Here is a 26,220-nt window from a genome sequence, read left to right as displayed (position 1 = left end):
TCTCCGTCCTAAAATCCTGTCAACTTTGCCTTGTCCAAGGCATATCCCGGCTTGCCCTGTCATGCTGAACATTTACTAAATAATTCTGTTAATCACTTGCGGAAACTTTCGGGATAAAAAACGTTTCCGTAGTTTTGTCCGGAATTATGAAAATGGAAACGTCACTCCAACCATCGGTAAAAGATAAGATCGCAGCAGAGGCATTCAGGCTTTTCTGTCGGCGCGGCATCAAGGGCACTTCAGTCGATGATATTGCGCAGCACCTTTCGATGTCGAAGAAGACCATCTACAAGTGGTTTAGTAACAAAGATGAGATCGTGTTTTGGGCCATCAATTCATACCTGACCTCTGTGGACACGGACTGTGAGCGATGCAGGCAAGAGGCACCCAATGCCATCGAAGAGCTTTTTGCCATCATGAAGACCACCCGCCAGGTCTTCGCCAGCATTCACCCCAGCATTTTTTACGACCTGCAGAAGTATCATGCCAATGCCTGGCAGAAATGGCAGGAATACAAAAACCACGACTTTCTTCATCGGATAAAGGATAACCTCGAGCGCGGCATTTCAGAGGGTTTGTTCAGGCAGGACCTGGATGTGGAGGTCATCGCCCGCCTTCGTCTCGCCCAAATCGAAGTGCCTTTTGATGAAACCCTGTTCCCGCGCTTTCAATTTGAATTGCTGCATGTGCAGACGGCCAGCCTCGAGTACTTTATGCTCGGCATTGCCACGCTCAAAGGCCATAAAATGATCAACGACTACAAGCAAATTACGGAAGAAGAATAACCGAATATACCTGCAACTATGAAAAAACAAAGCAACCTGTTACTGGCATTTTTCTTCTTGTTAAGCCCGCTCGGGGTAATGGCGCAAGGGGCACCGCAGGCCTTTAGTCTGCAGCAGAGCATCGACTATGCCCTGCAGAACCGCGCGAGCCTGAAAATTGCCCGCAACCAGCAGGACATCGACAAAGCCAAGGTAGGAGAGATTCGGGCGATGGGTTTGCCGCAGATCGATGCCGCCGCAGATTTGGGCAAGAATGTGATCCAGCAGAAGAGCTTTTTGCCAGCCGAATTCTTTCAGGACCCGGACAACCCGAACGCGCCGGAGCCAGGCACCTTTGTGCCTGTGGTGTTCACGCCGCAGTATACCGGCAATGCCGCCATCACGGCCAGCCAGCTCCTGTTCGACGGCTCCTATCTCATCGGTTTGAAGGCCGCCAAAACCTATACGGAGCTCTCGCGCAAAACCACCGAGCAGAACGAGATTGACGTGGTGGAGCAAGTGACCAAAGCCTACTACAGTGTGCTGGTGAGCCGCGAGCGCATGGCACTCCTCAACCAGAACCTCAACCGCCTCGACACACTTTTAAAGCAAACGCAGGTGATGTTCGACAACGGGGTGGCCGAAAAGCTGGACGTGGACCGTCTGCGGGTAACTTACAACAACCTGAAAGTAGAAAAGCAGAAGACAGAGCGCCTGCTCACTTTAGGCGAAGACCTGCTCAAGTTTCAGATGGGAATGCCCCAGAAAGAGCAGATCGCCCTAACGGACAGCCTGAGTGAAGTGCAGGTTGACATGGCCAAGGCCAGTCGCAATGGCTTTAATTATAGTAACCGCATTGAGTATTCTGTGCTGGAAACGCAGCGCGACCTCGCCATGCTGAACCTGCGCAACATCCGCTCCGGTTACCTGCCAAAACTATACCTGAACGGCCGCTACGGCTACGTGGCCGCTAACAACGACTTCAGCGAAATGACCCGCAGCCGCAATTGGTTCGACTTCGCCTATGTGGGCCTGGGTCTGCAGGTGCCGATCTTCGACGGTCTGCGCAAACACTACCAGGTGCAGCAGTCGCGCCTGACGCTGGAGAACGCCAAACTTGGTTTTGAGAGTCTGGAGCAGGGCATAGACCTGGAACTGGAGCAGGCCTCTACCGACCTGACCAACTCGCTCGACGTGCTGGCATCGCAGCGCGAGAACCTGGAGCTGGCCGAAGAGATTGCCCGTGTGTCAAAGATCAAGTTTCAGGAGGGCGTGGGCTCTAACCTGGAGGTGGTAACCGCCGAAACCGACCTGCGGCAGGCACAGACAAATTACTATGCCGCCATGTACGATGCGCTCATCGCGAAAGTGAACCTTGACAAAGCCACCGGCACCCTTTTGACAAAATAAAACACCTGAAAAAATCTACACAAGACTTACTATGAAGAAGATATTTGGAGTTTCATCGCTGGCTCTGTTCCTGAGCTTGGCCGCCTGCAACCAAGGCAACGACAAGGAGGCACAACTGGCGGAACTGAAGCAGCAACAGACCGAGCTGCAGGAACAGATCGCACAACTGGAAGCAGAGCTGAAGGAGGAGGGCAAAGGAGGGCCGGCTGAGAAGAAGACCGTACCAGTAACCGTGCTGCAGGTGCAGCAGGATACCTTTCGCCACTACCTGGAGGTGCAGGGCCGTGTAGACTTTGACCAGAACGTGCTGGTGAGTGCCAAAGTGCCAGGTGTGCTCACAAGTATGCGGGTGAAGCGCGGTGACAAAGTAAGCAAGGGGCAGACCATGGCTACGATCGACGCGCAGGTGCTGGAGCAGAACCTCGCCGAGGTGCGCACTCGTCTGGAATTGGCCAACGTGGCCTACGAGCGCCAGAAAAACCTCTGGGATCAGAAGATCGGCACCGAGATGCAGTTCCTGACCGCTAAAAATAACAAAGAGGCTTTGGAGCGCAGTCTGGCTACCCTGCAGCAGCAGCGCGACCAGTACAACGTGAAAGCCCCTGTGAGTGGTGTGATAGACAACGTGATTCCAAATGCAGGTGAGGCCGTGGCGCCGGGCGTGGGCATTATCCGGGTGGTCAACACCAATGGCTCTAAAATCGTGGCCGAAGTGTCAGAAGCTTACCTGACCAAGATCAACAAAGGCGATGAGGCGCTGGTGCGCTTTCCAGACCTGAACCAGGAGATAACAGCCACTGTGGATGTGGTGAGCAGCTTTATCAACCCCGGCAGCCGCACCTTCACCATCGAGCTTCGCCCTAAAAACGTGAACGTAGCGCTGCGTCCGAACCTGGTGGCGGTGGTGCGCATACAGGACTACCGCAAAGAAGACGCCATCATTATACCCGTTAACCTGGTGCAGCGCGACGAGAAGTCACAGTATGTGTACGTGGCCCAGAAGCAGGGCGAGCGTTATGTGGCTACCCGCAGAGAGGTGGAAACAGGCGTGAACTACCAGGGAAAGGTAGAAGTGCTGAAAGGACTGACAGCGCAGGACTACATTATTACAGCAGGATATCAGAGTGTGAACGAGGGGCAGCCGGTTGTTTTCAGCCAGGAAAGTATCGCGCAGCAATAACCTTTTAAGCCCAAGACTATGAAACAATTCAAGCCGACCAACTGGTCTATTGATAATAGGACGAGCATCTACATCATTACCTTGATCATCGCGGTATGGGGTATTTTCTCGTACATCACGCTGCAAAAGGAGAACTTTCCCGACATCGTGATCCCAACGGTGTTTGTGGGCACGGTATACCCGGGCACCTCGCCCTCCGATATCGAGAACCTGGTGACACGCCCCATTGAAAAGCAGCTGAAATCCATCTCGGGGGTGAAAGAAGTGACCTCCAATTCCATTCAGGACTTCTCCATGATCACGGTAGAGTTTAACACCGATGTGGATGTGGTGGAGGCCAAGCAACTGGTGAAGGATGCCGTGGACAAAGCCCGCACCGATCTGCCCACCGACCTCGATCAGGATCCGGACGTGCAGGAGGTGAACTTCTCTGAGTTCCCGATCATGTACCTCAACGTGTCGGGCAACTACAGCCTCGATCGTTTGAAAAAGTACGCCGAAGACATTCAGGACCAGATCGAGGCGCAGCCGGAGATTACCCGCGTGGACATGGTAGGCGCCCTTGACAAGGAGGTGCAGGTAAACGTGGACCTTTACAAAATGCAGGTTGCGCAGGTGACCTTTGCAGATATCAGCCGGGCCATTTCTTCTGAAAACATCACGGTGTCGGGTGGTAACATTTCGGTAGGAGAGATGAAGCGCTCGGTGCGGGTGGTAGGCCAGTATACTGACCCGAACAAGATCGGTGATATTGTGGTGCAGTCGCTGTCTGGCGCCAACATCCAGCTGAAAGAAATTGCGGAGATAAAAGAAGGTTTTGAAGAGCAGGAAAGCTTTGCCCGTTTGGACAACTCCCCCGTTATCACGCTCAACGTGATCAAGCGAAGCGGCGAAAACCTGATCGAGGCATCTGACAACATCCATGCCTTGGTGGAGGATATGCAGGCGAGCGTACTGCCAGGCGATCTCAAGATCACCATCACCGGCGACCAGTCCACCATGACGCGCCATACCCTGAACGACCTGATCAACACAATTATCATCGGCTTCGTGCTGGTGACCCTGATTCTGATGTTCTTCATGGGCACGACCAACGCCATTTTTGTGGGCTTGTCGGTGCCGATCTCCATGTTCATCGCTTTTATGCTGATGCCGGTGCTGGGCTTTTCGCTCAACATGATCGTGCTCTTCTCGTTCCTGCTGGCCCTGGGTATAGTAGTGGACGACGCCATTGTGGTGATCGAAAACACGCACCGGATCCTGCACCAGTCCAATCTGGGGGTGATTAAATCGGCTAAGCTGGCAGCAGGTGAAGTATTTGTGCCGGTGTTGGCAGGTACACTTACCACTGTGGCACCCTTTCTGCCGCTTGCCTTCTGGCCCGGCGTGGTAGGTAAGTTCATGTTCTTCCTGCCCATTACACTCATCGTAACACTGATGGCTTCGTTGCTGGTCGCCTTTATTATCAACCCGGTGTTTGCGGTTTCTTTCATGAAGAAAGAGCACGAGCAGGAGGCTGACATCGCCCCGCGTGCCCGACGCAACTTCTGGCTGCTGATTGGTGGCGCCACGCTGGTGGCCATTGTGGGCTATTTGGCTGGCTGGTATGGCACGGCCAACCTGATCATGCTGGTTGTGGTACTAGTGCTGCTCAACCGCTTTGTGTTCCGCCGCATGATCCACGGTTTCCAGAATACGACGCTGCCACGTTTCATGCGGGGCTACGAGCGCCTCCTGCGCTGGATGCTGGTAGGCAGACGCCCTGTCTGGATGCTGGTGGGCATGTTTGGGCTACTTTTTTTCTCTATTTTCCTGACAAGCCTGCGCGCTCCTAAAATAGTATTCTTCCCGGATTCCGATCCGAACTTCGTCTACACCTACATCAGCATGCCGGTCGGTACCGATCAGCTTGTGACAGACTCGGTTACGAAAGAAGCAGAGAAGCGCATCTACCGCGTGATTGGTGACGAGAACGCCGACGTGGAATCGGTTATTTCTAATGTGGCGATCGGTGCCGGCGACCAGAACGACCGCAGTGTGACGGCACAATCTCACTTAGGTAAGGTTACCGTAGCCTTTGTTGAGTATCAATACCGGACCGGCGAGCGCAGCACGCAGGAGTACATGAACGAAATACGCGATGTGGTGCGCGGTATACCGGGCGCTAACATCACAGTTGACAAAGAGCAGAACGGGCCGCCGGTAGGCAAACCGGTCAGTATTGAAATTGCCGGTGAGGACTTTGAGGGGCTGGTGGCTTTGTCGAAGCAGGTGCAGACTTATATTGAGCAGCAGCAGATAGGCGGTATAGAAGAGCTTCGCAGTGACCTGGAAGACAGCAAGCCGGAGATCATCATCAACATCGACCGGGAGCGTGCCAACCGCGAAGGCATCAGCACCGGGCAGATTGGTATGGAACTGCGCACAGCCATCTTCGGCGACGAAGCTTCTAAGTTCAAGCTGGACGAGGAAGAGTACCCGATTCAGGTGCGCTATGCAGAGCCTTACCGAAAGAACATTGATGCCTTGCTAGATATGCGCATTACCTACCGCGACATGAACAGCGGCTTGGTGCGGCAGATTCCGCTCTCGTCTTTGGCGAGCATTGAGTACGGTACTTCATACGGAGGTATCAAGCGCAAGGACCTGAAACGGGTCGTGACGCTGGAGTCGAACGTGCTGGATGGGTATAACGCCAACGAGGTGGTGCAGAGCATCGGAAGCGCGCTGCAGAACTTCCAAACGCCCGAGGGCTTCGAGATCAGCATGGGCGGACAGCAGGAGGAGCAGGAGGAAACAGCCAACTTCCTGATGATCGCTTTGGTAGCAGCCTTCCTGATCATCTTCCTGGTGCTGGTGACGCAGTTCAACTCCGTCTCGAAGCCGTTTATCATACTGTCGGAGGTGCTGTTCAGCATCATCGGCGTGTTGCTGGGCTTTTCGATTTTCGGGATGGATGTGTCGATTGTGATGACTGGTGTGGGCATCGTAGCCTTGGCCGGTATCGTGGTGAAAAACGGTATCCTGATCGTGGAATTCACGGACTTACTGGTGGAAGAAGGCCGCGACCTGAAAGAGGCGATTGTGGAAGCAGGCAAGACGCGTCTGAACCCGGTACTATTAACGGCAACGGCAACTATACTAGGCCTGATACCCCTGGCGTTAGGTATAAACCTGAACTTTTACACCCTGTTTACCGAGTTCAAAGCGAACTTATTCATGGGAGGCGATAGTGCTGCGTTCTGGGGGCCACTGGCATGGACCATCATTTTTGGCCTGGGATTTGCCACCATCATCACGCTGCTGATCGTGCCGGTGATGTACCTGCTCAACGAGCGGCTGAGAGCCAAGATAAAAGGAGAAAGAAAGCCCGTAGGGGGCGTGAAAATTATACCTCAGGATGAAACAGAGGTGCCTGTAAACGGAAAAGTAGTTAGAGAATACACCCTATAATATATGATTGCAACAACAGACAAGACTATTGAGCGCGAGGTGATCCGTATCATTAGCAAAACCAAGGAAATCAGGCCTGCCCGTTTGCAGGCAAATGCCCGTCTGGAAAAAGATTTCGGCTTTGATGTAGTGGATGTAGTGGATATCATCCTGGAGTTGGAGAAAAATTTCCACATTACGATTCCGGATGAAGTCCCTATCAACACGGTGGGCGACTTCGTGGACTATGTGTCATCACATGCGATGCAGAAAGCCAGTTAATCGAATTTTTAACGCTATAAACAGAAGCGGCCAGGGGGTGAACCCTGGCCGCTTTTTATTTGGTAAAACAACAGCATCTGAGGTAAAAATTCACTCTTGTGGAACTGTCGTTATGCGTATGTTTTCAAAATTCAGGTATAGTAAGCGTGTTATCAATAAGCAATCGGTTTAGTAAATGGAAATGCGATAAGCTTTTAGCTTTTGATCGAGTACTTTTGAGTTAGGGCAAACCTTGTCGAGCAGCGACCAGAAACCCGGGCCGTGGTTTTTCTCGATGGTATGCGCCAGCTCGTGCAGGATCACATAATCACAAAGCGAGTCAGGCAGGCGCATCAAATGCAGATTCAGGTTGATGTTGTTGGTATGCGAGCAGCTTCCCCAACGCGACTTGGCGTTCTTAATGAACACATTCTGGTAGTCGAAGCCAAACTTGTCGGCAAAGAACTTCACGCGCTCCGGCAAATACGCTTTGGCCTCCTTGCGGTAAGCCTCCTCAATCGACTTGCGGATGAACTTCTGCACGTCGTTGTCGCGCGCATCTTTGTAGGCCGGGTAGAACACGTTGATGTAGCCGTTCTCGATTACACAGCGCATGGTATACTGGGCGTGCGTGAGCAGGCGCAGGGTATGGTTGCGAGTCTTGAAGTCGGTGTTGCCATCGTACATGGTCACGCGGGCTTCCTGTTGCTTCATGCGGGCCTGATGCTCCTTTATCCAATCGCTTTTGGTATAAATAAGCTGTTCGGCTTTCTCAAAGCTGATATGCGGCGGCACGGCCACACGTATGCCTTTGATCGGGCGCACACTGATGCTAAGGCGCTTGGCCTTGTCGCTTCGTTCGATCAGAACCTTCCCGATTCCGTCGATGTGAAGATTAACGGATGTTAGTCGTAGAAATGATGAAGACACCTTGGCTAAAAGTTAAAAATACACAATCATCAGTCCAAATATAGAAAATTAATTCCTTAAGAAACTAATAGCCAGGCGGCTTTTTTCTAAATTTTTTCAGATTTCAGTATTTGAATAGTACTATATTGTGCAGCCGTTATGTATTTTTTTAAGCTGTGTTATGCGCAGGTTTGGCAGTTCGCAGCCCCTCCGGAACGTGGTAAAAAGGCATAAAAAAAGCTGCCTTTGAGGGCAGCTTCTTCTACAGTTCTTTTGTAGATCGGGCTAGCGGATATTGCCACCGTCCGGAATGTCGTCGTGCGGGTCTTTTGGCATACGGCTGCTATCGGTAGTGGAAGAGCGCACTATAGGTTCGTGATGGCCGGTTTCCTCTGAGCCGTGCCCCTGCGATGCGTGAGTTGTGCCCTCCTGACCTACCTCAGTAGTGCCAGCAGGTTGGTCGCTATACTTCGGGGTACCAAACGAGCTGTCGGCATGGTGCGGCTCCATGGTATGCACCGACCGCTCACGAGCCAGGCGATCCTCGTCCCACTCCTTAAATTTGTCAAGCTCTGACTTAATGCTGGTCATAAACCAGGCGAGCAGTGTTGCGTCGTCCAGCAGGCCGATGACAGGTATAAAGTCAGGTATAAGATCGATTGGCATCAGGAAGTAAAGGATCACCGCCACGCCTCCTACCAGCGTCGTGTTCGGTATACCTTTGTACTCGCCGTTCACCGCCGATCTGATCATATGCGAAAGTACCTGGAAGCTTTCCCATACCTCGGCCGCGATGGACCCCAGGCTTTTCTTGGCTGTTGCCTTCTTAAAGGCATCGTTCAAAAGCTTGATAACCTGCGAGGGGTGCTCCAGGTATTTCTCAGCTTTCTTGAGTATGTTTTTGAAGAGCGTGCTTTGGGAGATGGTCTTTCCGTCCGGGCTTTGTCGCTGCTGGTTTTGCGTATTCTGATCTGTCATAAGGTGTCTGTGATTTTGTATGGCCCTTGTCCAGGGGTTATGCGAATCGGGCGCAAGTTGCTCAACTCCTAACAAGCTTCCTATACCTTGCTACAAGTAATTTTGTTCTATTCTGTAAACGAAAAACGGGTGCCTTATGCTGCAGCCCGTCTTTAAATTCTGTTGGTACAGGTATAGCCCTAATTTACACGGCCCGCCGCATAATAGTAGTTGCGGTAGTAAGGCTCTTTCAGAGAACTCACCATTACGCCACCGCTGGTGGCAGAGTGCACAAACTTGTTGTCTTTCAGGTAAATGCCCACATGAAAGATTGGCTGTTTGGGTCCGCGGCGGAAGAACACCAGATCGCCGGTGCGTATGCTGTCTTTGCGGATGCGGGTCACGTCGTCGAACATAGAACGGGAGCTTCGGCTCAGGTCGATGCCGTATACGTCACTGTAGATGCGGGTCACAAAGCCGGAGCAATCCGTTCCGCTTTTCGTACTGCTCCCATAGCTGTAAGGCGTGCCCAGCCACTTGGTGATGGTTTCGAGCAGGTCCTTGTCCTCGTTGTAGTCGAGCTTGAGGCCTAGTTTGCGGGAGTGGCGTTTGTAGAAGGCCGAGTCTACCGGTTCGCTCAGGTCCAGTGGCAGCGGGGGTAGCTCAAGTGCCCTGGCAATGTCCTCTCCGGTCTGGATCGGGTATAGCATGAGGCTGGCGGTTGCCGTTTCGGCTGGCGTCGACTCCGGCTTTTTTACATCGTAGAAGAAAGAAAGAGCGATGGATATGATAGCCAGCACGCTCAGTATGATCGTTTTTGTCATAGGGTTTAGCATGTTTCGCACTGCCGGAGCAGCAAACTTTGTCACCTTATGGTTGTAGAGCGGTATAGGTTTTATACCCTGCAACCTGTTCGCCTGATACAAAGAACGGCGAACAAGGTGGTAAAAATACGTACAATTTCCTAAACTGGCAATATAGTAAGTTGCTGATGCTCACAGGGAACAGGTATAGGGTACACCCTTAAGAAGGGTGCATTCACACGATAAAGTGTTTTGAGACGTATTTATCAGTGCTGGAATACAGGTATAAGTTTACAAAAATGAAGTACAAGATTGTGGAGAACTCGCCCTTTGCGCGCATTGCACGCCTGGTGCTCAAAAGCAGCAATGTGGCCATGGTACTGGGCAAAACGATACACCTGAGCGGTGTGAAACGTGACGGCTTTCTGAAAGACCGGGGTTGGGTGGCGCACGAGCTATGCCACATCCGGCAGTTTCAGGAGCACGGCTACCTGCGCTTCCTTTGGCTATACCTGCGCGAGTCGATGCGGGTGGGCTACTGGAATAACAAGTATGAAGTGGAGGCCCGCATCGCCGGCCTGAAAGGAGAGCGTGATATGTTGATCGCTGAAAAAGCAGACAGCTCGATCAATCCGACCGAGCTGCCTATACCTGCTGACGTGAAAAAAGAAGTCTAGCCTATGCTTCGCGCCATTTAATGGTGCAACCGATCGCCTTGGTAGTTGGCTGGCTCACGGCTTTGCCGGCAACCAACTCGTCTAGCGCGGCCTCGGCGTATTTCTTCTGCACCTTCTCTGGTTCGCGTGAGTTATCGTCTATTGTGCCGATGTAGGCTACCTTGAAGCTGCCATCCTTTTGCTTCTGCACTACATAGAGGTGCGGCGTGCGTGTGGCACCGTAGGCTTTGGTGATTTCCTGCGTTTCGTCATACACATAAGGGAACGGGAAGTTTTTCTCTTTGGCACGCACTTGCATGTCTTTGTACGAGTCTTTTGGCGACACCTTCACGTCGTTCGGGTTTATGGCGATGATCGGGTAGCCCTGCGGCGCATACTTGTTGTGCAGCTCGATCAGGCGATCCTCGTAGGCCACCGAGTAAGGGCAGGTGTTGCAGGTAAAGGTCACAATAAAACCTTTGGCGTCTTTGTAGTCGGCCATCGACACCATCTTGCCATCCACGTTCTTCAGTTTGAAGTCGCGGGCCGTGTCACCCACCTGGTAGCCAGTATTGTCGGCGGCAGGTATAGCTGCCATCAGCACGCCCACCAATAGCAGGCAGGCCATGTAAAGGAACGGTATTCGGGTATTCTTCATAGTAATTGATTATGGTTTATACTTGTTGATCAATTCATGTAACTCCTTTTCAGAGATTTCGCGCTCAATAAACTCGTACTGCCCGCGCTTGTTGTTAAAAAACATGGTGGCAGGTATAGCCCCCGACCACTTCGGCTCGATGCGGTCGATCCACGTGTTGCCGTCTGGCTCGTCGAGCAGGTATAGCCGCGACTGCAGCTTTCGCTTCTGCACAAAAGGCAGCACGCGCTTCTCCATGTCCTGCACAGCATCCATACTCACCAGAATCACGCGCACGGGCTGGTCTTTGTATTTGGTGTGAGCGGCCTCAAAATAAGGCATCTCCTTGATGCAGGGCTTGCACCACGTAGCCCAGAAGTTGACCACATACAGCGTGTCGTGCGGCGACTGGCGCAGCTCCTGCAGCTGATCGAACTTGATGGTGGTGACTTCTTGCGCCAGCGTGGCCGTGCTGGTCAGGAGGCCCAGGGTTAAAAGTAAGGTAAGTTGCTTCAGGTATACGGTCATAGCTCTATAACGAAACGGAGAACTGCCCTATTGCGGTTGCTCCTTTCTAACAATTTGTCTTCTAAATCGTTTTGAATAAACATCGATATGAATGTTAAACTATAAAAACGAACTTAGAATGGCTAATAACCTGCAAGGAAAAAAGATAGCAATAGTAGTAACTGATGGCTTTGAACAGGTAGAACTGACGGAACCGAAAAAAGCCCTGGAAGAAGCCGGCGCCGAAACCCACCTCATCGCTCTGAAAGAGGGGGAGGTGAAAGGCTGGAACCACACTGACTGGGGAGATAAATTTAAGGTAGACAAAACCATCGGTAATGTAAACGCCGATGACTACAACGCCCTCCTGCTGCCAGGCGGCGTGATGAGCCCTGACAAGCTGCGCGCTAACGAGCAAGTGGTGAACTTCGTGAGCCAGTTCATGGAAAGCGGCAAACCCGTAGCTGCCATCTGCCACGGTCCCTGGACGCTGATCGAAACAGGCAAACTGCAGGGCAAAAAAATGACCAGCTACCATACCTTAAAGACCGATTTAAAAAACGCCGGCGCCGAGTGGGTGGATCAGGAAGTAGTGGTGGACAATGGCTTAATTACGAGCCGTAAACCGGACGATATACCTGCCTTCAACAAAAAGATGGTGGAGGAATTTGCCGAAGGCCGCCACGAACCGCGCTAGACGTACTTAACTGGAAAATAGAAACCGCCGCGCTATACCTGTTCAGGTATAGCGCGGCGGTTTCTATTTTCATATACTTTAGCCTTGTATGAGGGGCAGCAACTGATCGGCGCGGCCTTCCAACAGCGCAACCAACGTAATATCGAGCACCAGCAGAAACAGCGCTTGCAGCGTGATCGATTGCCCATAGCCCAGGTACTGCTCCGCTTTTGGCGAACTCAGCGAACGTTCTTTCAGATAGGCAGCCAGCATCAGAAAAGCCAGGTCCAGGCCAATGCTCAGGTATAGGAGCTTCAGGGTCCAGAAATGAAATTCCACGGATTCAGGCAAGGTGCGTGCGCCGGGGTCTACTGACAGGATGTAATAGAGCGAGCCGCCTGCAATGATTACGTTCACAATGTTCCAGTAGATGTTCATTTGAAAAAAGAAACGCTTGTTGCGCGACGACTTAGTCAGTTTGATGCTGCTAATCAGAATGTTGATAAGCGCCCAGATTCCCAGGGCCAGCATTCCGAACTTCAGCGTCTCTGCCTGTTTTAAATTAAATGCCGCTATGGCACTACCCTGGGCGTTGGCCGTAAGGCAAAGGAGCAAAAGCGGCAACAGGCAAAGGTATTTTTTCATCATATGTTCACAAATGGTTTGTGTAGGAACGTATCACGGGTGAGTTTAGCATAGACGTACTGCAATAAATGTGGGAACAGTACAATTGCTGTAACGCAATTGCAGCTGCAAGTGTTTGCTGGTTAGCTTATTGGCGATATGCTACTATGTCAAGTCCAATATTAACGGCAGGGTAGATCGTCCTGTTTCCGAGTGATTGGTCAGACCCGTAGGTGAGCTTCCAGTGTGTGCGGTCGATGTTGAAGTTGGCCTTGGCGCGCAGAACGGAGTCCTCCAGCTCTATTTTAGCCGGAAAGCTGATGCTCCTGGTGATATCTTTTAGCGTGAGGTTGCCTGTCACTTTGTGATTAGGATCTTTGATGCGCATCTGTTTTGTATTTCCTGCATGGGAAAGTGCCTCCTGGCGCTCCGTGCTGTCATACGGGACAATGGAGGTGATCACAAAAGAAGAAATGGGATGCTGCTCCACGGCAAAAAAATCTGCAGAGCGCAGATGGTTTGTGAGCTTCGTGTTCCCCGCCTCGTCAATGGTCTTGTCCTCCGATCGCGCTTTTGTCATATCGAAGACCACCTTTCCGCCACGCGGTGTGCCGCTGTGCCACGTGACTGTGCCCTCCCTGATAGGTATGAGGCCATTGTGGCGGCCTGTCACTTTAGCGCCTATCCACGTGACGGTGCTCCTGGCGGTATCGATCCTAAATGTCTCGTCGGGGTTGGCCGGAGCCAGGAAGCGCACGGCTGCGCCTATCTCGGCTTCGTCCGTTTTCACAGTGGTGTCGCAGGCCGTACCGGCAAATGCCAGTAAGGTCCAGAGCAGGGCATAGAGCGGTTGCAGTTTATATGTGTTCATAAGTATAAGCGCTGTGACGGGCGAAACAGGGGTGTTTTCTCGCGTCATCCCGGCATTATAAAATACGACATCCATAAACAAAGGGATAAAACAGCGTGCCCTATACCTGCGCTTCAAACAAAACAGGGACCCGTTGCCAGGTCCCTGAGTTAAGAGGAGATTATGAGAGGTGTGATGCCCTAAAAGCCAAGGCCCAGGTATACCTGGAACACACCGTGCTTGATGTCCTGGTTTATTTTCTGTCCCTGGTTATTTTCTTTGCGAAGGTCCTCCAGCCCCAGGTTGTAGCGGGCACCCAGTCTGAAGATACTCAAACGCGCCTCAGCACCGGCCGCTATACCGTAGGCAAAAGTGTTGAGCGGCTCTATGTTCACTTCCGTGTCGTCTTCTTTAGCCGACATCAGGATGCCTACCTGTGGACCAAAGTGTACACTCACCGTCTCCGTGATGTTAAACACGGCCAGAACCGGAACTTCCAGGTAGTCGAAACGGAAGGTGGAGTCGTTGCGCTCGATGCCTTTGCGGGAGTAAAGCGCCTCTGGCTGTATAGAGAAAGTATTGCCCAGCGAAAACTGGGTATACACACCGGCATGGAAAGTGGTGAGGCCGCTGAAGTTACCCAGCACGTCTTTGTCGCTGCCGCGGAGGGTGGCGAAGTTGACACCGCCCTTTATGCCGAAGCCTGCATTGGTGCCGGTGCCGCTAAACAGATTGTGGTTCTGCTGTCCTGTTGAGGGGCCGTACTCAGATTGAGCGAAGGCGCCAAAAGAGAACATAAGAGCCATTAAAAGTAGTATGTGTTTTTTCATTGTTTTGACTGGTTGGTTTTTTATTAGGGTCTTTGGCGGCCCGGGGTCAGGCACAAGATTTTATATATGAATTACTATATATCGTTTTTAAATAACAAAGGTTGCCTGTTACTTCAGACGAGGCTTACAGGTATAGCCTTTAGCTTGCTGAGTTGCAAGGAACGCCGCTCGTTTATTGGACTTCTCGGTGGGTAGCCGCCACTGAGGAGGTGACTTCACAGGAGGTAGTTTGATTAAAATTTACCTGAAATTAACATAGAGTTAACATGAAATGGTGGATAATTCACCTTAATCAACATGGTTATCCACATTTTTTCACATTCTGAATCGCCTTTTATGGGCAATTATATAGGGTTTCAAGAATTTATGCACCTGTGTGCATAGGGTGTTTTACATAATGTTGTGTGCACATAATTGCACTGAAAATCAGGAGTAAGCAGCAAAAAGTGTGTTAGGGGGGAAACTTTAATTTGACTTTGGATGCAGCTACAGGTGCCAGTGTGAAAGGAAAAATGCGTGGGTGGATAAACCAGACACGGTGGATAAATGTTAATTTTACATTATGCTTAAAATTGCCTGGTCTGAGATATTCGCCCATTCCCTGCCTGAAGGGCATCGCTTCCCAATGGCTAAATATGACCTGCTGCCTGAGCAACTGCTCTACGAAGGTACCATCACGCAAGACAACCTCTTTGCCCCCGAGCCGCTCGAAGAGCAGTACATCCTCGATACCCACGATGCCACGTACTGGCAGCGCCTGCGCAACCTCGAGCTGAGTCCGTCGGAAATCCGCAAAACAGGCTTTCCACTTTCAGAGCAACTGGTGCAGCGGGAGGTGGTGATCATGAACGGCACGTTGCAGGCATCCCTGTTTGCGCTGGAGTTTGGTGTTGGGATGAACATAGCGGGCGGCACGCACCACGCGTTTACGGATCGGGGAGAGGGTTTCTGTTTGCTCAACGACATTGCCATCGCCGCCAATCACTTGCTCCGGTATAAGGGCATCAAAAAAGTGCTGGTAGTGGATCTAGACGTGCACCAGGGAAACGGCACAGCGCAGATCTTCCGAAACGAGCCGCGGGTATTTACTTTCAGCATGCACGGTGGGCACAACTACCCTTTCCACAAAGAGCAGTCGGACCTGGATGTACCGCTGGCGGAGGGCACAGACGACAAAACTTACCTGAAACTACTAAGGGAGCACCTGCCGCGGCTGCTGGACGAGCAGGAGCCGGAGTTTGTATTCTTTCAGTCGGGGGTGGATGTGGTGGCCACTGACAAGCTTGGGAAGCTGGGTATGAGCATAGCCGGCTGCAAAGAGCGCGACCGCATGGTGCTGGAGTCCTGCGCACGCCACCGTATACCTGTCACAGTAAGCATGGGCGGGGGCTACTCCAAACAGATCGCGCACATTGTAGAAGCGCACGCCAACACCTTCCGGCTGGCGCAGCAGCTCTTTTTCTAAGACTAGGGTCTGGACTTGAGCTTATCGTCTTCGCTCTTGCCTTTGGCACCGGGGAGCAGCAGCTTGAGCGCTATGTAAATGATCGGAGCCAGTACAAGCACCAAAATCACAAACAGTGTAATCTTGAGCACCTTGACAAAAATAGAGATGATCAGGGCTGAGACGATGATGGAGACAATGAATAGTATCCAGAAATTAAGCGTGCTTTTGTTCATGTTAAAAGGGTTAAGTGAGCGATTCAGCTATACCTGTTGCGGGCGTGCCGCAGCACCAGGTAAATAGCCGGTTGCAGCGTAGCAATAAGGGCCAGTGCCAGCCATGCATTCGTCACAAACTCGCGCGACCAGGCGAAATAAAACGCCACTGCAGCCAGCAGCACCGAAAGCAGGTAAGGCATGTTGATCCGTCGCATCATAAGGGAGTAGGTTTGTATACCCAGTTAAGATACTAATTGTTAGGCTTTTTTCAAAAGGAGCTGCCACCGGAATGCCCACATCCAGCGCAGACTATACCTGTCTATACCTGCCTCCTGCACCAAACGGCCCAGTTCCTCCCGCCGGAATGCCCGCCACACCGAGAGGGGCGCATCGTGCCTGACCAGGTGCGAATCAGAAAAAGCTTTTGTGAGCCACTTGATGGAATGGTAAGCCAGCCAGTGCCGGTGCAGGTCGTTGACGATGACGGCTGTACCCGCCTGTTGGTGCAGTTGCCGGAACATACTCACGAGTTGCTCATCAGTAAAGTGATGGCAGAAGAGGCTGCAGACGATTATGTCGTACTGCTGCCGTTGAAAACTCTCCGAAAACACATCATGCTGCACCAGTTCTATTTCAGGGAAGCCACCGCAGCGCTGCCGGGCGTACCGCACCATAAAGTCGTTGGCGTCTATACCTGTAAGCTGCAGCGGGATATTCTTTCGGCGGGCCCACTTGGCAATGTGTCGAAGCGTGTCACCGCCGCCGCAGCCAATGTCGGCCAGGCGCAAGGGCGGACCCTTATATCCAGCAAGCAGCTGCTCCAGCGCATCAAGCACTACTTTATACCCACCCAGCCAGGTGTTGATCACTTCCAGTTCTTCGAGGTTGCGCCGCAGCTCGTCACCTGACAAGCTGAGGTCGTCCATCAGTTCGGCTTGGTTAGACCTTTGCTTCAGCATAGTGCACCTTCAGTAACATCGATTCCAATGTCAGGCCGGGGCCAAAGGCAAAACTCAGCACCGGCTCGTCTTTTTCCTGCATGGTCAGGCTCGCCATCAGTTCCTTGAGCACAAAGAGCACAGTGGCCGACGACATGTTGCCGAACTCGTGCAGCACGCGGTAGGCGAATCGGTTGTCGTCGCGCGTCATACCCAGCTCCTGTTCTATCACCTCCAGTATGCGGCGCCCACCGGGATGTATGGCAAACAGCTTGATTTCCGACACCGTGGTACGGAGCCCTTGCAGCAAACGCTCAGTCAGTTGTTTGATGCCGCTTTTGATCAGGTCGGGCACGTAGGAGGAGAGGGTCATCTCGAAGCCCGTGTCGCCGATGTGCCAGGCCATTTCGCGCTTGCCGGCCGGTGCCAGGTCGCAGTGGAAGGACTGCAGCTCGAGGCTCACCTCCTGGCAGGGTTGACCCTGCATCAGCACCGCCGCCGCGCCATCGCCAAACAGCGCGTTCGACACCAGGTGGTCCTGCTCCGGGTTCTTCTGGAAATGGATGGTGCAGATCTCGGTGCACACCAGCATGACCCTTGCGCTCGGATCGGCTTTGCAGATGGCGTCGGCCAGTTTGATGGCATTGAAGGCGGCGTAGCAGCCCATGAAATTAACGGCAGTGCGCTGCACGCATGAGTTCAGTCCCAGCCGCTCTACGAGCTCAATGTCGAGGCCAGGGGCATACATGCCGGTGCAGCTCACCGTGATCAGGTGCGTCAGGCTCTGCAGGGAAGTATCGCTCACCTGATCCAGGCAATTGCGCACGGCCTGCTCCGACAGGTCGAGGGCATGCTTGCGGTATACCTCCATGCGTTTCTGCACCGTGGGGAAAGGCTCCAGGTCGTGGGTGTTGGGGAAGAAAGTGAAGTCACCGTTCTGGCGGGTAAAGTCTTCGAGCACGCTGTAGCGCTGCCCTATACCTGACACACGGTAAAGTGCCTTAAGTTTGCGACTACCTTGTTCATCGAGTTGGTGGGCCGCGGCCATAAAGTCAGCTACCTGCATCTGCGGGATTTTGTTTGGGGGATTAGCCGTGCCGATACCGCATATATAGCTTTTCATAAGCTGGTGTGTGTTCTAAGAATTCGTTTCAAAGCAATAGGGTTGCTATACCTGCGTCTTGCCTGACTGATGGAAGCATAGCAGCAACAGGCGGGCAAACACTATGTTTGTGCTTTTCCTATAAAAAGATGCAGCCACAGGTTTGGATAAGTACGAAAGCGGCCGTTTTAAGATGTAGAGGATTAGAAAGGCTGCCCGTGGGTCTGGCGCATGATCAGGCGTACGGCTGCCGGCAGGTAACGCAGCGTGCCCACCGCCACCTCCGAGAGCAGCGGGTTTCCAAACAGTCGCTGCACTGCACGGCCTACCTGCAGGCGCTGCTCAAACTGCTTTTTCCAGGTCAGGGTATAGCCTCTTTCCAAGGCTTGGCGGTTGCGGCCGTTTTCGAAGTAATGCACCGCCTGCTCTGCCGCCAGCTTGCCCGCATGGATGGCCATGGCCATGCCGTTGCCACAAAGCGGTGTGATCATGCCGGCTGCATCGCCGCACATGAGCATGTGGTTTTCCACGCAGGTTTTGGTGGCAAAAGATATTTCGTTTATGACTTCAGGATGATCGTACAGGAACTCTGCTTCTGAAAAAATGCGGCGCAGGTGCGGATTCTGCTGCAAAACAGCCCGCTCCATGGCAGGTATAGACCCATGCCGGCGCAGATTCTCCCGGGTGGTCAGGTAACAGAAACAGTAGCGCCCGTCTTCTATGGCTGATATGCCGGCATAGCCATCCTGAAAATTATGAAGCGCGATCAGGTCGGGGGGCATGTCGAGGCGCAGGTGGTACTTCACGCCAATGTAAGCGGAGCGCTTTGCAAAGAAGGAGCGACTGAGTTGTCGGTCGAGGGTGCTGCGCTTGCCGTAGGTGCCCAGCGCCACCTCAGCAGAAAGCGTATCGCCATCAGATAATTTTAGTACAAAATGATCGTCTGCAAACTGCACATCCTGCACCGTTGTATGTAACCGTACCTGCACCCCCTTTGCCAGGGCCACCTGGTAAAGATACTGATCAAAGGTATAGCGGCTCACTCCGAATCCGCCCAAGTCGAGCGGCGACTCCAGCATAACGCCCTTGGGGGAGGTGAGCATAAAGCGGGAAATTGTGGCCGGTTGAAGTGCCGCCGGGTCGGCTCCGATGCTACGCAGATAAGGCAGCACTTCGTTTGAAACGTACTCGCCGCATACCTTATGCAAGGGGTAGGACTTTTTTTCGATCAGCGTCACAGAAAGTCCCTGGCCGGCCAGCGCGATGGCACTGGTCAGCCCCGCAAGCCCACCTCCGATAACGGCTATCTGCATAATTGACAGGCTGTATGGTTTAAGTCCTAAAAAACTTTCTGTTAGTTGGTGAAAGCATCTGATTTAGCGCGTAAAATGCAAGAACAAATTATTGCTCCAAACGTTAACAATATGGAACAACTTTTGTATATACTTACAAGGACAAGATCTTAATTTTCAATATGAAACAAATTATACTTACTCTCTTTTTCTCTATGGCAGTTTTACTGGCACAGGCCCAGGTACGCGAGCCTGCACAGGGACAAACCGATACAAAGAACAAGAGCCTGGAGCAACAGGAAAAAGAGGTTGCTATTTATCCTAACCCCAACAACGGGGTTTTTACAATTTCGTTTGCCCAGCTTAATACCCAGCAGGTGGAGTTGCGCATTTTGAATGTGATTGGGAACGAGGTGTATCAGGAGGTGATTAGCCGCCCGGACATCCACACAACTAAGACCGTAGACCTGACCCGGCTGGCCAAGGGGCTGTACTATGTTAAGATAGAAGCCGATGGCTACAGTTCTGTTAGACGGGTTGTAGTGAAGTAAGAAACATGCATAAAAACAACAAAGGCCGCTCTGCACACAGAGCGGCCTTTGTTGTTTTTATGTATAAGGGAATTATTCCGGCAGGATAGCCTTGGAAACAAAACCGGTATAAGCAGCGGTGTCGCGGTGCACACGGGCTTTCACAAACATCACGTCCGAAGTGTCGAGCACCTGGATAAGCTGCGTAGTGTCAAAGTGGAGCAGGCTGCTGGCCTGAAAGCTGGCTGTTCTGTATACCTCGCCACCCATCAGGGGTCTGGTCGCATACAGCACGTCTGCCGGAAGCTCTCCGGTTTCGCTGGCGACGGTAGCTTCAGAACCGTCCACTTCCATGCTCCTCTGTTCGCTATTGCAGGCAGCAAGGCTGGCAAAGAGGGCCAACATGCATACAGTTAAAGTTGTTTTCATGGTGTTTGAGAGTGGCTTCTGCTCAAATATAGCGAATAAACTATAAAATCGAAAATAGAGTGACTTGGCAAAGTAACTCAGACTCTTCTTATTAAGACGAACTGGCGGGGTTTAGTTCCCGGATTATGCTGAAACAAGCTCTTAAAATAGTGGCCCTGAGCAGAATCGAACTGCTATCTAAAGTTTAGGAAACTCCTATTCTATCCATTGAACTACAGGGCCGGCGGTCGGGAATTCTTCTTTCATTAACCTGTACAAATTTAGTTTAATTCCCCCTATTTACAAGCTAGTTTGCTCCTGCGGGCCATGTTATTGCGGGGGCTGCTCCTGCGTGCCTTGTTCTGGAGAGATCTGCTCCTGTGGTGTTGGTTCTATCATAGGTTCGTCATACAGGGCAATGGAGATGCCAAAGGCTATCACGGTCAATATCAACCCCACCATGAAGATGGAGTAGGAAATGCGCAGGATCTTATACTTGCGGCTCAGCACCTCACCCAAATAATAGATGTCGGTGATCATGTTCGTGTAAAGAGATTGTTTGTCGCGCATGATCTCGTGCATGCCGTTCTGGAAATCCTCCAGCGGAATGTTGGTGAAGTTTCCAAAGAAGAGCAGGTTCACCTTCTTGCTGTTAATCTGTTTCCGGTTGAAAGTAAAACTCGTCACCTCCGGCTGCGCCGAAATAATGGCGAAGATCACCGAGCCAAGTGTGGTGAGCAATAACGTGCCCACCGGTATAAGCAGCGAACGGTGCTGGGCAAACTCAGCCCCCGTAATGGAGGTTTTGGTACTCAGGTAGGTGATGATCACAGACATGATGATGGCGTTGAGGCTAATCATCATGTTGGCCTTGTTATCAGCGATGGCGCTTAGGTTCAGGTGCGTGCGGTAAGTGTTGCGGAACATGGTTTCGATGCCACGTTTAGGCTGTGCCAGCGTCTCACGCTGCTCCTTCTCCTCCTTTTTCAGCTTCTTCGACTCCTTTTGTAGCTGGTTGCGCTGCTCCTGAATGTTCAGGCCAAGCTGCTCGGCGTACTTGTGCTGGGCCTTTGCGGTATAGAAGGTGGTGGAAAGCAAAAAATCCATCTGGAACTGCGCCCACTCCTGATCCGTGAAAAACTTGTCTTTGAAGATTTCCCACTCTACGCGCAGCAGCTCGGCTGTGGCAAAAAAGGTTTCCTTTCCGATGTTAGCCATGTCGGCATCCACGATCACCTCCTGCAGCAGCGTCTCGGGTTTGGTGCCGTGTCTGGTGGCTATAATGCAGTCCGTTATCCGGGCAATGCGCTCGGGCGGATAATTCTTTTCCTGTAGCCATGAAGTGGCATAGCGTACGCTTTCTTCCTCGTGCCCATCGTAGGCTTTTATATAGCCTGTGTCATGGAACCAGGCGGCCAGTTCCAGATCCTGCAGTTCCTCAGGGCTCAGACCGTGCAGTTCGCCCAGTTGCCGGGCTTCGTTGGCAGTCTCAAAGGTGTGTTTATAATTATGGTAAACTAGCTTTTTAGACAGCTGCTCCTTAAACAGCCTGAAAACGTACTCACTGGCTTGCTTGACGATATCTTGTTCTTTCATAACGATGTCTGCCGCCATGGTCAGGGAGCTCTGCAATAGGTGCACAGTTGTGAGCGGCGGTTGAAGGTGGTGCTTGTATTCTTTTGCCGTTACGGTGAATACCGCTTTTTGTTGAAAGGGCAGACCGCGATGCACACAATGCTCTATATAGTAAAGCAAAAACTTAATGCAGCTGCCCTACGTTATTTATCTCAGCCTGGTCGCAACCCCGACGCTACTTTCAGGCACTGATACCAACCATGCACTACCAAACCCAACCATCGCTTTCAGTCCTTGCCGCACGACAGCAAGCGCATCTCCAAACGAAGTGTTGTCGTCGGCACACTTGCTTTCGCTAGACAGGACACCCCGTACACACAGAACCTTATGAAAAACCGTCTTCACCTTATACCTCTTATCCTGCGTCCTTTGGCTGTGGGCTTCTTCCTGGTGCTTTTGCAGGCCTGCGCTACCAAAAAACCCTACTACAGCCGCGATGTGCTCAACTGGCAACAAACCGAGCCCAAGGCTGAAAACAAGCTAAACTACACCGTGTTCCTGATTGGCGACGTGGGTGCGCCTGATCTGAAGCAGCAGGAGCCCTCGCTCAAGCTCATGCAAAAGCAGATGAACGAAGCGGGTGCGCAAAGCACGACCGTTTTTCTGGGTGACAACGTGTACCACAACGGCCTGCCCGAGCCGGGGCGTTACGACCGGGAGGTATCGGAGCAGCGCCTCAACGCCCAGCTCGATGTGCTTCGTGGCTATCAAGGCGAAAAATACATGATTCCGGGTAACCACGACTGGAACCACAGCGGCCGCGGCGGACTCGAGTTTGTGGTGCGCCAGCAGAACTATGTGAACGAGTACCTGACGGAGGAAGGCATTGTGGTGGGCGGTGACTTCTATGTGCCGGGCGATGGTTGTCCGGGTCCTTACGAAGTGAAGATCAGCGACGACGTTGTGCTGATTGCCCTGGACTCGGAATGGTGGCTGCACCCCTGGGAGCGCCCTTACGGTGCCGGGAGCAACTGCTGGGCATCTACGGAGGCCGACTTCCTGGTGAAGCTGGAAGACATTATAGAAAAGCACCAGGGCTCCAACATCGTGGTGGTGGCGCATCATCCGCTGTTCACGCGCGGTAACCATGGCGGGTTCTTCACCCTGAAAGACCACTTATTCCCGCTCACCATGCTTCGCGACTGGATCTACCTGCCGTTGCCTGTCATCGGGTCCATCTATCCATTTGCCCGCAAGTACGGCGGCATTCTGCAGGACATTCCGCACCCGCGCTACAACGCTTACATCGAGGGCTTACTCAACATCTTCGATAAGTATGATAACATCGTCTACGCAGCCGGGCACGAACACTCGCTGCAGCACTACAAGCATAACAAACTGACGCACATTGTCAGCGGTTCGGGCTGTAAGATACAGCACGTAAAGCCAGGCGGCAACGCCATGTACACCCACCAGGTGAAGGGCTTTGCCAAGTTGATGTACTATGAAAACGGCGAAGCCTGGGTAGAGTACTGGACGCCGGAAGGCGATGGCTCGGAGGGCAGGATGACCTTCCGGACGCCGCTCTACGCCAAGGAGCCGCGACGCAAGCGATCAGCGATAGTAGATGAAACCAACTACGCAGACAGCACCATTGTGGTGGCTGCCAACGATAACTATACTGCCAGGGGACTGCGCCGCACCATGCTGGGCGACCACTACCGCCGCGAGTGGGCAACACCGGTGGAAGTGCCCTTGCTGGATATGCGCAACGAGTTGGGCGGACTCACCCCCTACCAGAAGGGGGGCGGCAAACAAACGGCATCCCTGAAAGTACGCAACCCCGACGCCCGCGAGTACACCCTGCGCACCGTCGACAAAGACCCGACCATGGCACTGCCGGAGTACCTGCGCCAGACCGCAGCCAGAGCCCTGCTGCAGGACCAGATCTCAGCGCAGCACCCTTATGGCGCACTGGCTATACCCAGGTTGGCAGATGGTGCCGGCGTGTTCCATACCAATCCGAAACTAGTGTACATTCCGCAGACGCCATACCTGCGCCAGTACATGGATGAGTTCAGCAACACGCTGGCTTTTCTGGAAGAGGATGCCGACGAAAACCACGAGGATGTGGAGAGCCTGGGTTTTGCCGAAAACCTGGTGGGCACTGACAAAGTGCTGAAAGAACTGCGGCAGGACAACGATAACAAAATAAACCAGCAGGAGTTTGTGCGCGCCCGCCTGTTCGACATGCTGGTAGGCGACTGGGACCGCCACGAGGGGCAGTGGCGCTGGAAAGAGGAGAAGACCGACAGTGGCAAGGTATACATACCCGTGCCCGAAGACCGCGACCAAGTGTTCTTTAAGGCGGACGGTGTTATACCCTGGCTGGCCACCCGCAAGTGGGGTGTGCGCAACGTTCAGAACTTTGGCCATGACTTCAACGACATCGTAGGGCTCAACCTGAGCGCGCTCACCATCGACCGCTCCTTCACACCAGCCATCACCCGGCAGGACTGGATTCGCATTGCCGAAGAGGTAAAGGCCGGTGTGACGGACCAGGTGATCGAAGAGGCCATCAACCAGTGGCCGGAAGAGGTGCGGGCCATATCAGGGGAGGAGATCAAAGCCAAACTGAGGTCGCGCCGTGACAAACTGCCACAGGCGGCCGAAGCCTACTACGAGCACCTCTCCGAAATGGTGGACGTGGCTGGTAGCGACAAGCACGAGCACTTTGTGGTGAACCGTTTGAACGATGAGGAAACACACCTGACAGTATACAAGATCAACAAAGAAGGCGAACTGCGCGACACACTTTACAAGCGTACTTTCTATACCTCTGAAACGAAGGAGTTGCGCCTGTACGGGCAGCGAGGCAAAGATATATTTGAAGTGAACGGGGATGTGAACAAAGGCATCGTAGTGCGCATCATCGGAGGCAATGACGAAGATGTGATCACCGATAACTCACGTGTAGCCGGCATTAAACGGCACACGATTGTGTACGATACAGAAGAGGGCAACGTGTTCAATTTCGGGCCTGAGACAAAAGTCCGTACCAGTATTAGCCCGGATGTGAATTTCTATGACCGGGACAATTACAAACTGCCTTACCTGGGGCCTCGTCTGTCGCTGGAGTACAACGTGGACGACGGCTTGTTTGTGGGAGCCGGCATACTCGCCCGTACGCATAAGTTCCGCAAGTCGCCTTATGCTTCGGAGCACCTGCTGGAGGGCAATTACGCCTTCTACACAAACTCCTTTAACGTGCGCTATACCGGCGATGTGCGGCAGGTGTTCGGCAACTGGAACATCGGTGTGAACGCTGCCATACAGGGGCCGCAGTACCAGCGCAATTTCTACGGCTACGGCAACGACACCCGCCAGCAGGACGGGGAGGATGACTCCTTTTACCGTGTCCGGTTTAAGCGTGTGAACGTAGGCGCAACGCTCAACAACAACCTGGCGCCTTTCTTCAAAATAGGTATAGGGCCAACTTACGACCGTTTCCGGGTGGTGAATTCTGAGCAGGACACCTACCTGGTAAACGAGGCGCTGAGCGGACGTATGGAGCCGGGCACCTATGACTTTGAGCAGGACCGCTTCGAATCGCATCACTATGCGGGTATAATGGCATTTGCGGATCTGGACATACTGGGAGAGGGAAACCAGAAAAACCCGCGCATTGGCATGCGCTCGCACAACCGCATCAGCTATAACAAGCAAACCGACGGCGAGGGCCTCAGCTACACCCACGTAAGCTCAGAGTTCGCCTTCTACCTGACGCCTAACTTTCCGTTCCAACTCACCTGGGCGGGCCGTCTGGGGGCAGCGCACAACTTTGGCGACTTCCGCTTCTACCAGGCCAACACGCTGGGTGGCATGGATAACATGCGCGGCTACCGCCGTACCCGTTTTGCCGGCCGCAGCGCAATCTTCGGCAATGCCGAAGCCCGCCTGTCCCTCTTCGACTTTAACCTATACCTGACGCCGGGTAGGCTGGGGGTATTGGGTTTGTATGATGTGGGCCGTGTATACCACGATGGCGAACGCGAATCAGCCTTCTTCAGAAGCCTGCATACGAGCATTGGCGGCGGTGTTTGGGCCGATATCATGCAGAAGAACGTAGTCGTGCTGACGTACGCCAAAGGCGATGTGGAGCGGCTCTGGACATTAAGCTTCGGCTTTTTATTCTAAAAAAATCTAACGACGTATAG

At 52.7% G+C, this 26,220-nt stretch carries 25 protein-coding genes and 1 tRNA gene; 10 read left to right on the top strand and 16 right to left on the bottom strand.

What is annotated here, in order from left to right; translation table 11 throughout:
- Window positions 1-152 precede the first annotated feature (152 nt).
- Genes C8E01_RS02480 through C8E01_RS02460 form a run of 5 tightly spaced genes read left to right on the top strand, consistent with a single transcriptional unit; the run spans window position 153 to window position 7,068 of the window.
- Entirely contained in the window at window positions 153-785 is a 633-nt protein-coding gene (locus tag C8E01_RS02480) for a TetR/AcrR family transcriptional regulator (protein ID WP_243409387.1), read from the top strand.
- Between the two features lie 18 nt (window positions 786-803).
- On the top strand, window positions 804-2,174 hold the full coding sequence (locus C8E01_RS02475) for a TolC family protein (protein WP_116541753.1): 1,371 nt from the start codon (window positions 804-806) through the stop codon (window positions 2,172-2,174).
- A gap of 31 nt (window positions 2,175-2,205) precedes the next feature.
- Window positions 2,206-3,354, top strand: coding sequence for an efflux RND transporter periplasmic adaptor subunit (locus C8E01_RS02470; protein ID WP_116541752.1), 1,149 nt, complete (start codon window positions 2,206-2,208; stop codon window positions 3,352-3,354).
- Window positions 3,355-3,372: 18 nt separating this feature from the next.
- Entirely contained in the window at window positions 3,373-6,807 is a 3,435-nt protein-coding gene (locus tag C8E01_RS02465) for an efflux RND transporter permease subunit (protein WP_116541751.1), read from the top strand.
- Between the two features lie 3 nt (window positions 6,808-6,810).
- A complete protein-coding gene (locus C8E01_RS02460; protein WP_116541750.1) occupies window positions 6,811-7,068 on the top strand; it encodes an acyl carrier protein in 258 nt (85 codons plus the stop codon).
- 168 nt (window positions 7,069-7,236) lie between these two features.
- Here the strand turns inward: C8E01_RS02460 and C8E01_RS02455 are convergent, their stop codons facing one another.
- From C8E01_RS02455 to C8E01_RS02445, 3 genes are all read right to left on the bottom strand, one after another.
- Complete coding sequence (locus C8E01_RS02455) at window positions 7,237-7,977, bottom strand: M48 family metallopeptidase (protein WP_116541749.1); 741 nt, start codon at window positions 7,975-7,977, stop codon at window positions 7,237-7,239.
- A 264-nt stretch (window positions 7,978-8,241) separates the two neighbouring features.
- Entirely contained in the window at window positions 8,242-8,934 is a 693-nt protein-coding gene (locus tag C8E01_RS02450) for a YkvA family protein (RefSeq protein WP_116541748.1), read from the bottom strand.
- A gap of 179 nt (window positions 8,935-9,113) precedes the next feature.
- Window positions 9,114-9,737 (bottom strand): C40 family peptidase, encoded by a 624-nt coding sequence (locus C8E01_RS02445; RefSeq protein ID WP_165820538.1) that lies wholly within the window; start codon window positions 9,735-9,737, stop codon window positions 9,114-9,116.
- Between the two features lie 278 nt (window positions 9,738-10,015).
- Between C8E01_RS02445 and C8E01_RS02440 the strand changes: the two genes are divergently transcribed.
- Window positions 10,016-10,393 carry a hypothetical protein gene (locus tag C8E01_RS02440; protein WP_116541747.1) on the top strand — a complete coding sequence of 126 codons (378 nt, stop codon included), beginning with the start codon at window positions 10,016-10,018 and terminating at the stop codon, window positions 10,391-10,393.
- Window position 10,394: 1 nt separating this feature from the next.
- Here the strand turns inward: C8E01_RS02440 and C8E01_RS02435 are convergent, their stop codons facing one another.
- Window positions 10,395-11,030, bottom strand: a complete 636-nt coding sequence (locus C8E01_RS02435; RefSeq protein WP_116541746.1) for a thioredoxin family protein — start codon at window positions 11,028-11,030, stop codon at window positions 10,395-10,397.
- Between the two features lie 9 nt (window positions 11,031-11,039).
- Complete coding sequence (locus C8E01_RS02430) at window positions 11,040-11,537, bottom strand: TlpA disulfide reductase family protein (RefSeq protein ID WP_116541745.1); 498 nt, start codon at window positions 11,535-11,537, stop codon at window positions 11,040-11,042.
- 118 nt (window positions 11,538-11,655) lie between these two features.
- On the opposite strand from C8E01_RS02430, the gene C8E01_RS02425 reads away from it, so the two are divergent.
- On the top strand, window positions 11,656-12,213 hold the full coding sequence (locus tag C8E01_RS02425; protein ID WP_116541744.1) for a type 1 glutamine amidotransferase domain-containing protein: 558 nt from the start codon (window positions 11,656-11,658) through the stop codon (window positions 12,211-12,213).
- A gap of 78 nt (window positions 12,214-12,291) precedes the next feature.
- On the opposite strand, the gene C8E01_RS02420 is transcribed toward C8E01_RS02425, so the two are convergent.
- The 3 genes from C8E01_RS02420 to C8E01_RS02410 form a co-directional block, all read right to left on the bottom strand.
- Window positions 12,292-12,840, bottom strand: a complete 549-nt coding sequence (locus C8E01_RS02420) for a DUF6992 family protein (protein ID WP_243409386.1) — start codon at window positions 12,838-12,840, stop codon at window positions 12,292-12,294.
- A 124-nt stretch (window positions 12,841-12,964) separates the two neighbouring features.
- Complete coding sequence (locus C8E01_RS02415) at window positions 12,965-13,687, bottom strand: YceI family protein (RefSeq protein ID WP_165820537.1); 723 nt, start codon at window positions 13,685-13,687, stop codon at window positions 12,965-12,967.
- Window positions 13,688-13,866: 179 nt separating this feature from the next.
- Window positions 13,867-14,496, bottom strand: coding sequence for a porin family protein (locus C8E01_RS02410; protein WP_116541742.1), 630 nt, complete (start codon window positions 14,494-14,496; stop codon window positions 13,867-13,869).
- A gap of 562 nt (window positions 14,497-15,058) precedes the next feature.
- Here C8E01_RS02410 and C8E01_RS02405 point away from each other — a divergent pair.
- Complete coding sequence (locus C8E01_RS02405; protein WP_116541741.1) at window positions 15,059-15,961, top strand: histone deacetylase family protein; 903 nt, start codon at window positions 15,059-15,061, stop codon at window positions 15,959-15,961.
- 2 nt (window positions 15,962-15,963) lie between these two features.
- Here the strand turns inward: C8E01_RS02405 and C8E01_RS02400 are convergent, their stop codons facing one another.
- The 5 genes from C8E01_RS02400 to C8E01_RS02385 all read right to left on the bottom strand — a co-directional run bounded on the left by C8E01_RS02400 (window position 15,964) and on the right by C8E01_RS02385 (window position 19,511).
- Entirely contained in the window at window positions 15,964-16,176 is a 213-nt protein-coding gene (locus tag C8E01_RS02400; protein ID WP_116541740.1) for a hypothetical protein, read from the bottom strand.
- Window positions 16,177-16,199: 23 nt separating this feature from the next.
- A complete protein-coding gene (locus C8E01_RS21565) occupies window positions 16,200-16,376 on the bottom strand; it encodes a hypothetical protein (RefSeq protein WP_165820536.1) in 177 nt (58 codons plus the stop codon).
- A gap of 39 nt (window positions 16,377-16,415) precedes the next feature.
- Window positions 16,416-17,117 (bottom strand): methyltransferase domain-containing protein, encoded by a 702-nt coding sequence (locus C8E01_RS02395; protein ID WP_116541739.1) that lies wholly within the window; start codon window positions 17,115-17,117, stop codon window positions 16,416-16,418.
- Window positions 17,098-18,219, bottom strand: coding sequence for a type III polyketide synthase (locus C8E01_RS02390; protein WP_116541738.1), 1,122 nt, complete (start codon window positions 18,217-18,219; stop codon window positions 17,098-17,100). The genes C8E01_RS02395 and C8E01_RS02390 overlap by 20 nt, the downstream gene beginning before the upstream one ends.
- Window positions 18,220-18,401: 182 nt before the next feature.
- Window positions 18,402-19,511, bottom strand: coding sequence for an NAD(P)/FAD-dependent oxidoreductase (locus tag C8E01_RS02385; RefSeq protein WP_116541737.1), 1,110 nt, complete (start codon window positions 19,509-19,511; stop codon window positions 18,402-18,404).
- Window positions 19,512-19,705: 194 nt separating this feature from the next.
- On the opposite strand from C8E01_RS02385, the gene C8E01_RS02380 reads away from it, so the two are divergent.
- Entirely contained in the window at window positions 19,706-20,041 is a 336-nt protein-coding gene (locus C8E01_RS02380) for a T9SS type A sorting domain-containing protein (RefSeq protein WP_116541736.1), read from the top strand.
- Between the two features lie 72 nt (window positions 20,042-20,113).
- Here C8E01_RS02380 and C8E01_RS02375 read toward each other — a convergent pair whose 3' ends face one another.
- The 3 genes from C8E01_RS02375 to C8E01_RS02365 all read right to left on the bottom strand — a co-directional run bounded on the left by C8E01_RS02375 (window position 20,114) and on the right by C8E01_RS02365 (window position 22,024).
- Window positions 20,114-20,449, bottom strand: coding sequence for a hypothetical protein (locus C8E01_RS02375; protein ID WP_116541735.1), 336 nt, complete (start codon window positions 20,447-20,449; stop codon window positions 20,114-20,116).
- A gap of 150 nt (window positions 20,450-20,599) precedes the next feature.
- Window positions 20,600-20,671: transfer RNA gene (locus C8E01_RS02370), tRNA-Arg, on the bottom strand.
- Between the two features lie 87 nt (window positions 20,672-20,758).
- Complete coding sequence (locus tag C8E01_RS02365; RefSeq protein ID WP_116541873.1) at window positions 20,759-22,024, bottom strand: Pycsar system effector family protein; 1,266 nt, start codon at window positions 22,022-22,024, stop codon at window positions 20,759-20,761.
- Window positions 22,025-22,390: 366 nt separating this feature from the next.
- On the opposite strand from C8E01_RS02365, the gene C8E01_RS02360 reads away from it, so the two are divergent.
- Window positions 22,391-26,200: a metallophosphoesterase gene (locus C8E01_RS02360; RefSeq protein ID WP_243409385.1), complete on the top strand. Its 3,810-nt coding sequence runs from the start codon at window positions 22,391-22,393 to the stop codon at window positions 26,198-26,200.
- The last annotated feature ends 20 nt before the right edge of the window (window positions 26,201-26,220 follow it).

This window comes from Pontibacter virosus (assembly GCF_003096355.1).
Lineage (GTDB): Bacteria > Bacteroidota > Bacteroidia > Cytophagales > Hymenobacteraceae > Pontibacter > Pontibacter virosus.
This window is presented reverse-complemented; position numbering and strand designations above follow the sequence as displayed.

What these genes read in the sequence shown, in the direction of transcription:
- C8E01_RS02395 (WP_116541739.1), bottom strand. Translation starts at nt 17,117, where the DNA reads ATGCTGAAGCAAAGGTCTAACCAAGCCGAACTGATGGACGACCTCAGC.
- C8E01_RS02400 (WP_116541740.1), bottom strand. Translation starts at nt 16,176, where the DNA reads ATGAACAAAAGCACGCTTAATTTCTGGATACTATTCATTGTCTCCATC.
- C8E01_RS02375 (WP_116541735.1), bottom strand. Translation starts at nt 20,449, where the DNA reads ATGAAAACAACTTTAACTGTATGCATGTTGGCCCTCTTTGCCAGCCTT.
- C8E01_RS02440 (WP_116541747.1), top strand. Translation starts at nt 10,016, where the DNA reads ATGAAGTACAAGATTGTGGAGAACTCGCCCTTTGCGCGCATTGCACGC.
- C8E01_RS02425 (WP_116541744.1), top strand. Translation starts at nt 11,656, where the DNA reads ATGGCTAATAACCTGCAAGGAAAAAAGATAGCAATAGTAGTAACTGAT.
- C8E01_RS02385 (WP_116541737.1), bottom strand. Translation starts at nt 19,511, where the DNA reads ATGCAGATAGCCGTTATCGGAGGTGGGCTTGCGGGGCTGACCAGTGCC.
- C8E01_RS02390 (WP_116541738.1), bottom strand. Translation starts at nt 18,219, where the DNA reads ATGAAAAGCTATATATGCGGTATCGGCACGGCTAATCCCCCAAACAAA.
- C8E01_RS02475 (WP_116541753.1), top strand. Translation starts at nt 804, where the DNA reads ATGAAAAAACAAAGCAACCTGTTACTGGCATTTTTCTTCTTGTTAAGC.
- C8E01_RS02445 (WP_165820538.1), bottom strand. Translation starts at nt 9,737, where the DNA reads ATGACAAAAACGATCATACTGAGCGTGCTGGCTATCATATCCATCGCT.
- C8E01_RS02360 (WP_243409385.1), top strand. Translation starts at nt 22,391, where the DNA reads ATGAAAAACCGTCTTCACCTTATACCTCTTATCCTGCGTCCTTTGGCT.
- C8E01_RS21565 (WP_165820536.1), bottom strand. Translation starts at nt 16,376, where the DNA reads ATGATGCGACGGATCAACATGCCTTACCTGCTTTCGGTGCTGCTGGCT.
- C8E01_RS02435 (WP_116541746.1), bottom strand. Translation starts at nt 11,030, where the DNA reads ATGAAGAATACCCGAATACCGTTCCTTTACATGGCCTGCCTGCTATTG.
- C8E01_RS02365 (WP_116541873.1), bottom strand. Translation starts at nt 22,024, where the DNA reads ATGAAAGAACAAGATATCGTCAAGCAAGCCAGTGAGTACGTTTTCAGG.
- C8E01_RS02480 (WP_243409387.1), top strand. Translation starts at nt 153, where the DNA reads ATGGAAACGTCACTCCAACCATCGGTAAAAGATAAGATCGCAGCAGAG.
- C8E01_RS02415 (WP_165820537.1), bottom strand. Translation starts at nt 13,687, where the DNA reads ATGAACACATATAAACTGCAACCGCTCTATGCCCTGCTCTGGACCTTA.
- C8E01_RS02460 (WP_116541750.1), top strand. Translation starts at nt 6,811, where the DNA reads ATGATTGCAACAACAGACAAGACTATTGAGCGCGAGGTGATCCGTATC.
- C8E01_RS02430 (WP_116541745.1), bottom strand. Translation starts at nt 11,537, where the DNA reads ATGACCGTATACCTGAAGCAACTTACCTTACTTTTAACCCTGGGCCTC.
- C8E01_RS02450 (WP_116541748.1), bottom strand. Translation starts at nt 8,934, where the DNA reads ATGACAGATCAGAATACGCAAAACCAGCAGCGACAAAGCCCGGACGGA.
- C8E01_RS02410 (WP_116541742.1), bottom strand. Translation starts at nt 14,496, where the DNA reads ATGAAAAAACACATACTACTTTTAATGGCTCTTATGTTCTCTTTTGGC.
- C8E01_RS02465 (WP_116541751.1), top strand. Translation starts at nt 3,373, where the DNA reads ATGAAACAATTCAAGCCGACCAACTGGTCTATTGATAATAGGACGAGC.
- C8E01_RS02420 (WP_243409386.1), bottom strand. Translation starts at nt 12,840, where the DNA reads ATGATGAAAAAATACCTTTGCCTGTTGCCGCTTTTGCTCCTTTGCCTT.
- C8E01_RS02405 (WP_116541741.1), top strand. Translation starts at nt 15,059, where the DNA reads ATGCTTAAAATTGCCTGGTCTGAGATATTCGCCCATTCCCTGCCTGAA.
- C8E01_RS02470 (WP_116541752.1), top strand. Translation starts at nt 2,206, where the DNA reads ATGAAGAAGATATTTGGAGTTTCATCGCTGGCTCTGTTCCTGAGCTTG.
- C8E01_RS02380 (WP_116541736.1), top strand. Translation starts at nt 19,706, where the DNA reads ATGGCAGTTTTACTGGCACAGGCCCAGGTACGCGAGCCTGCACAGGGA.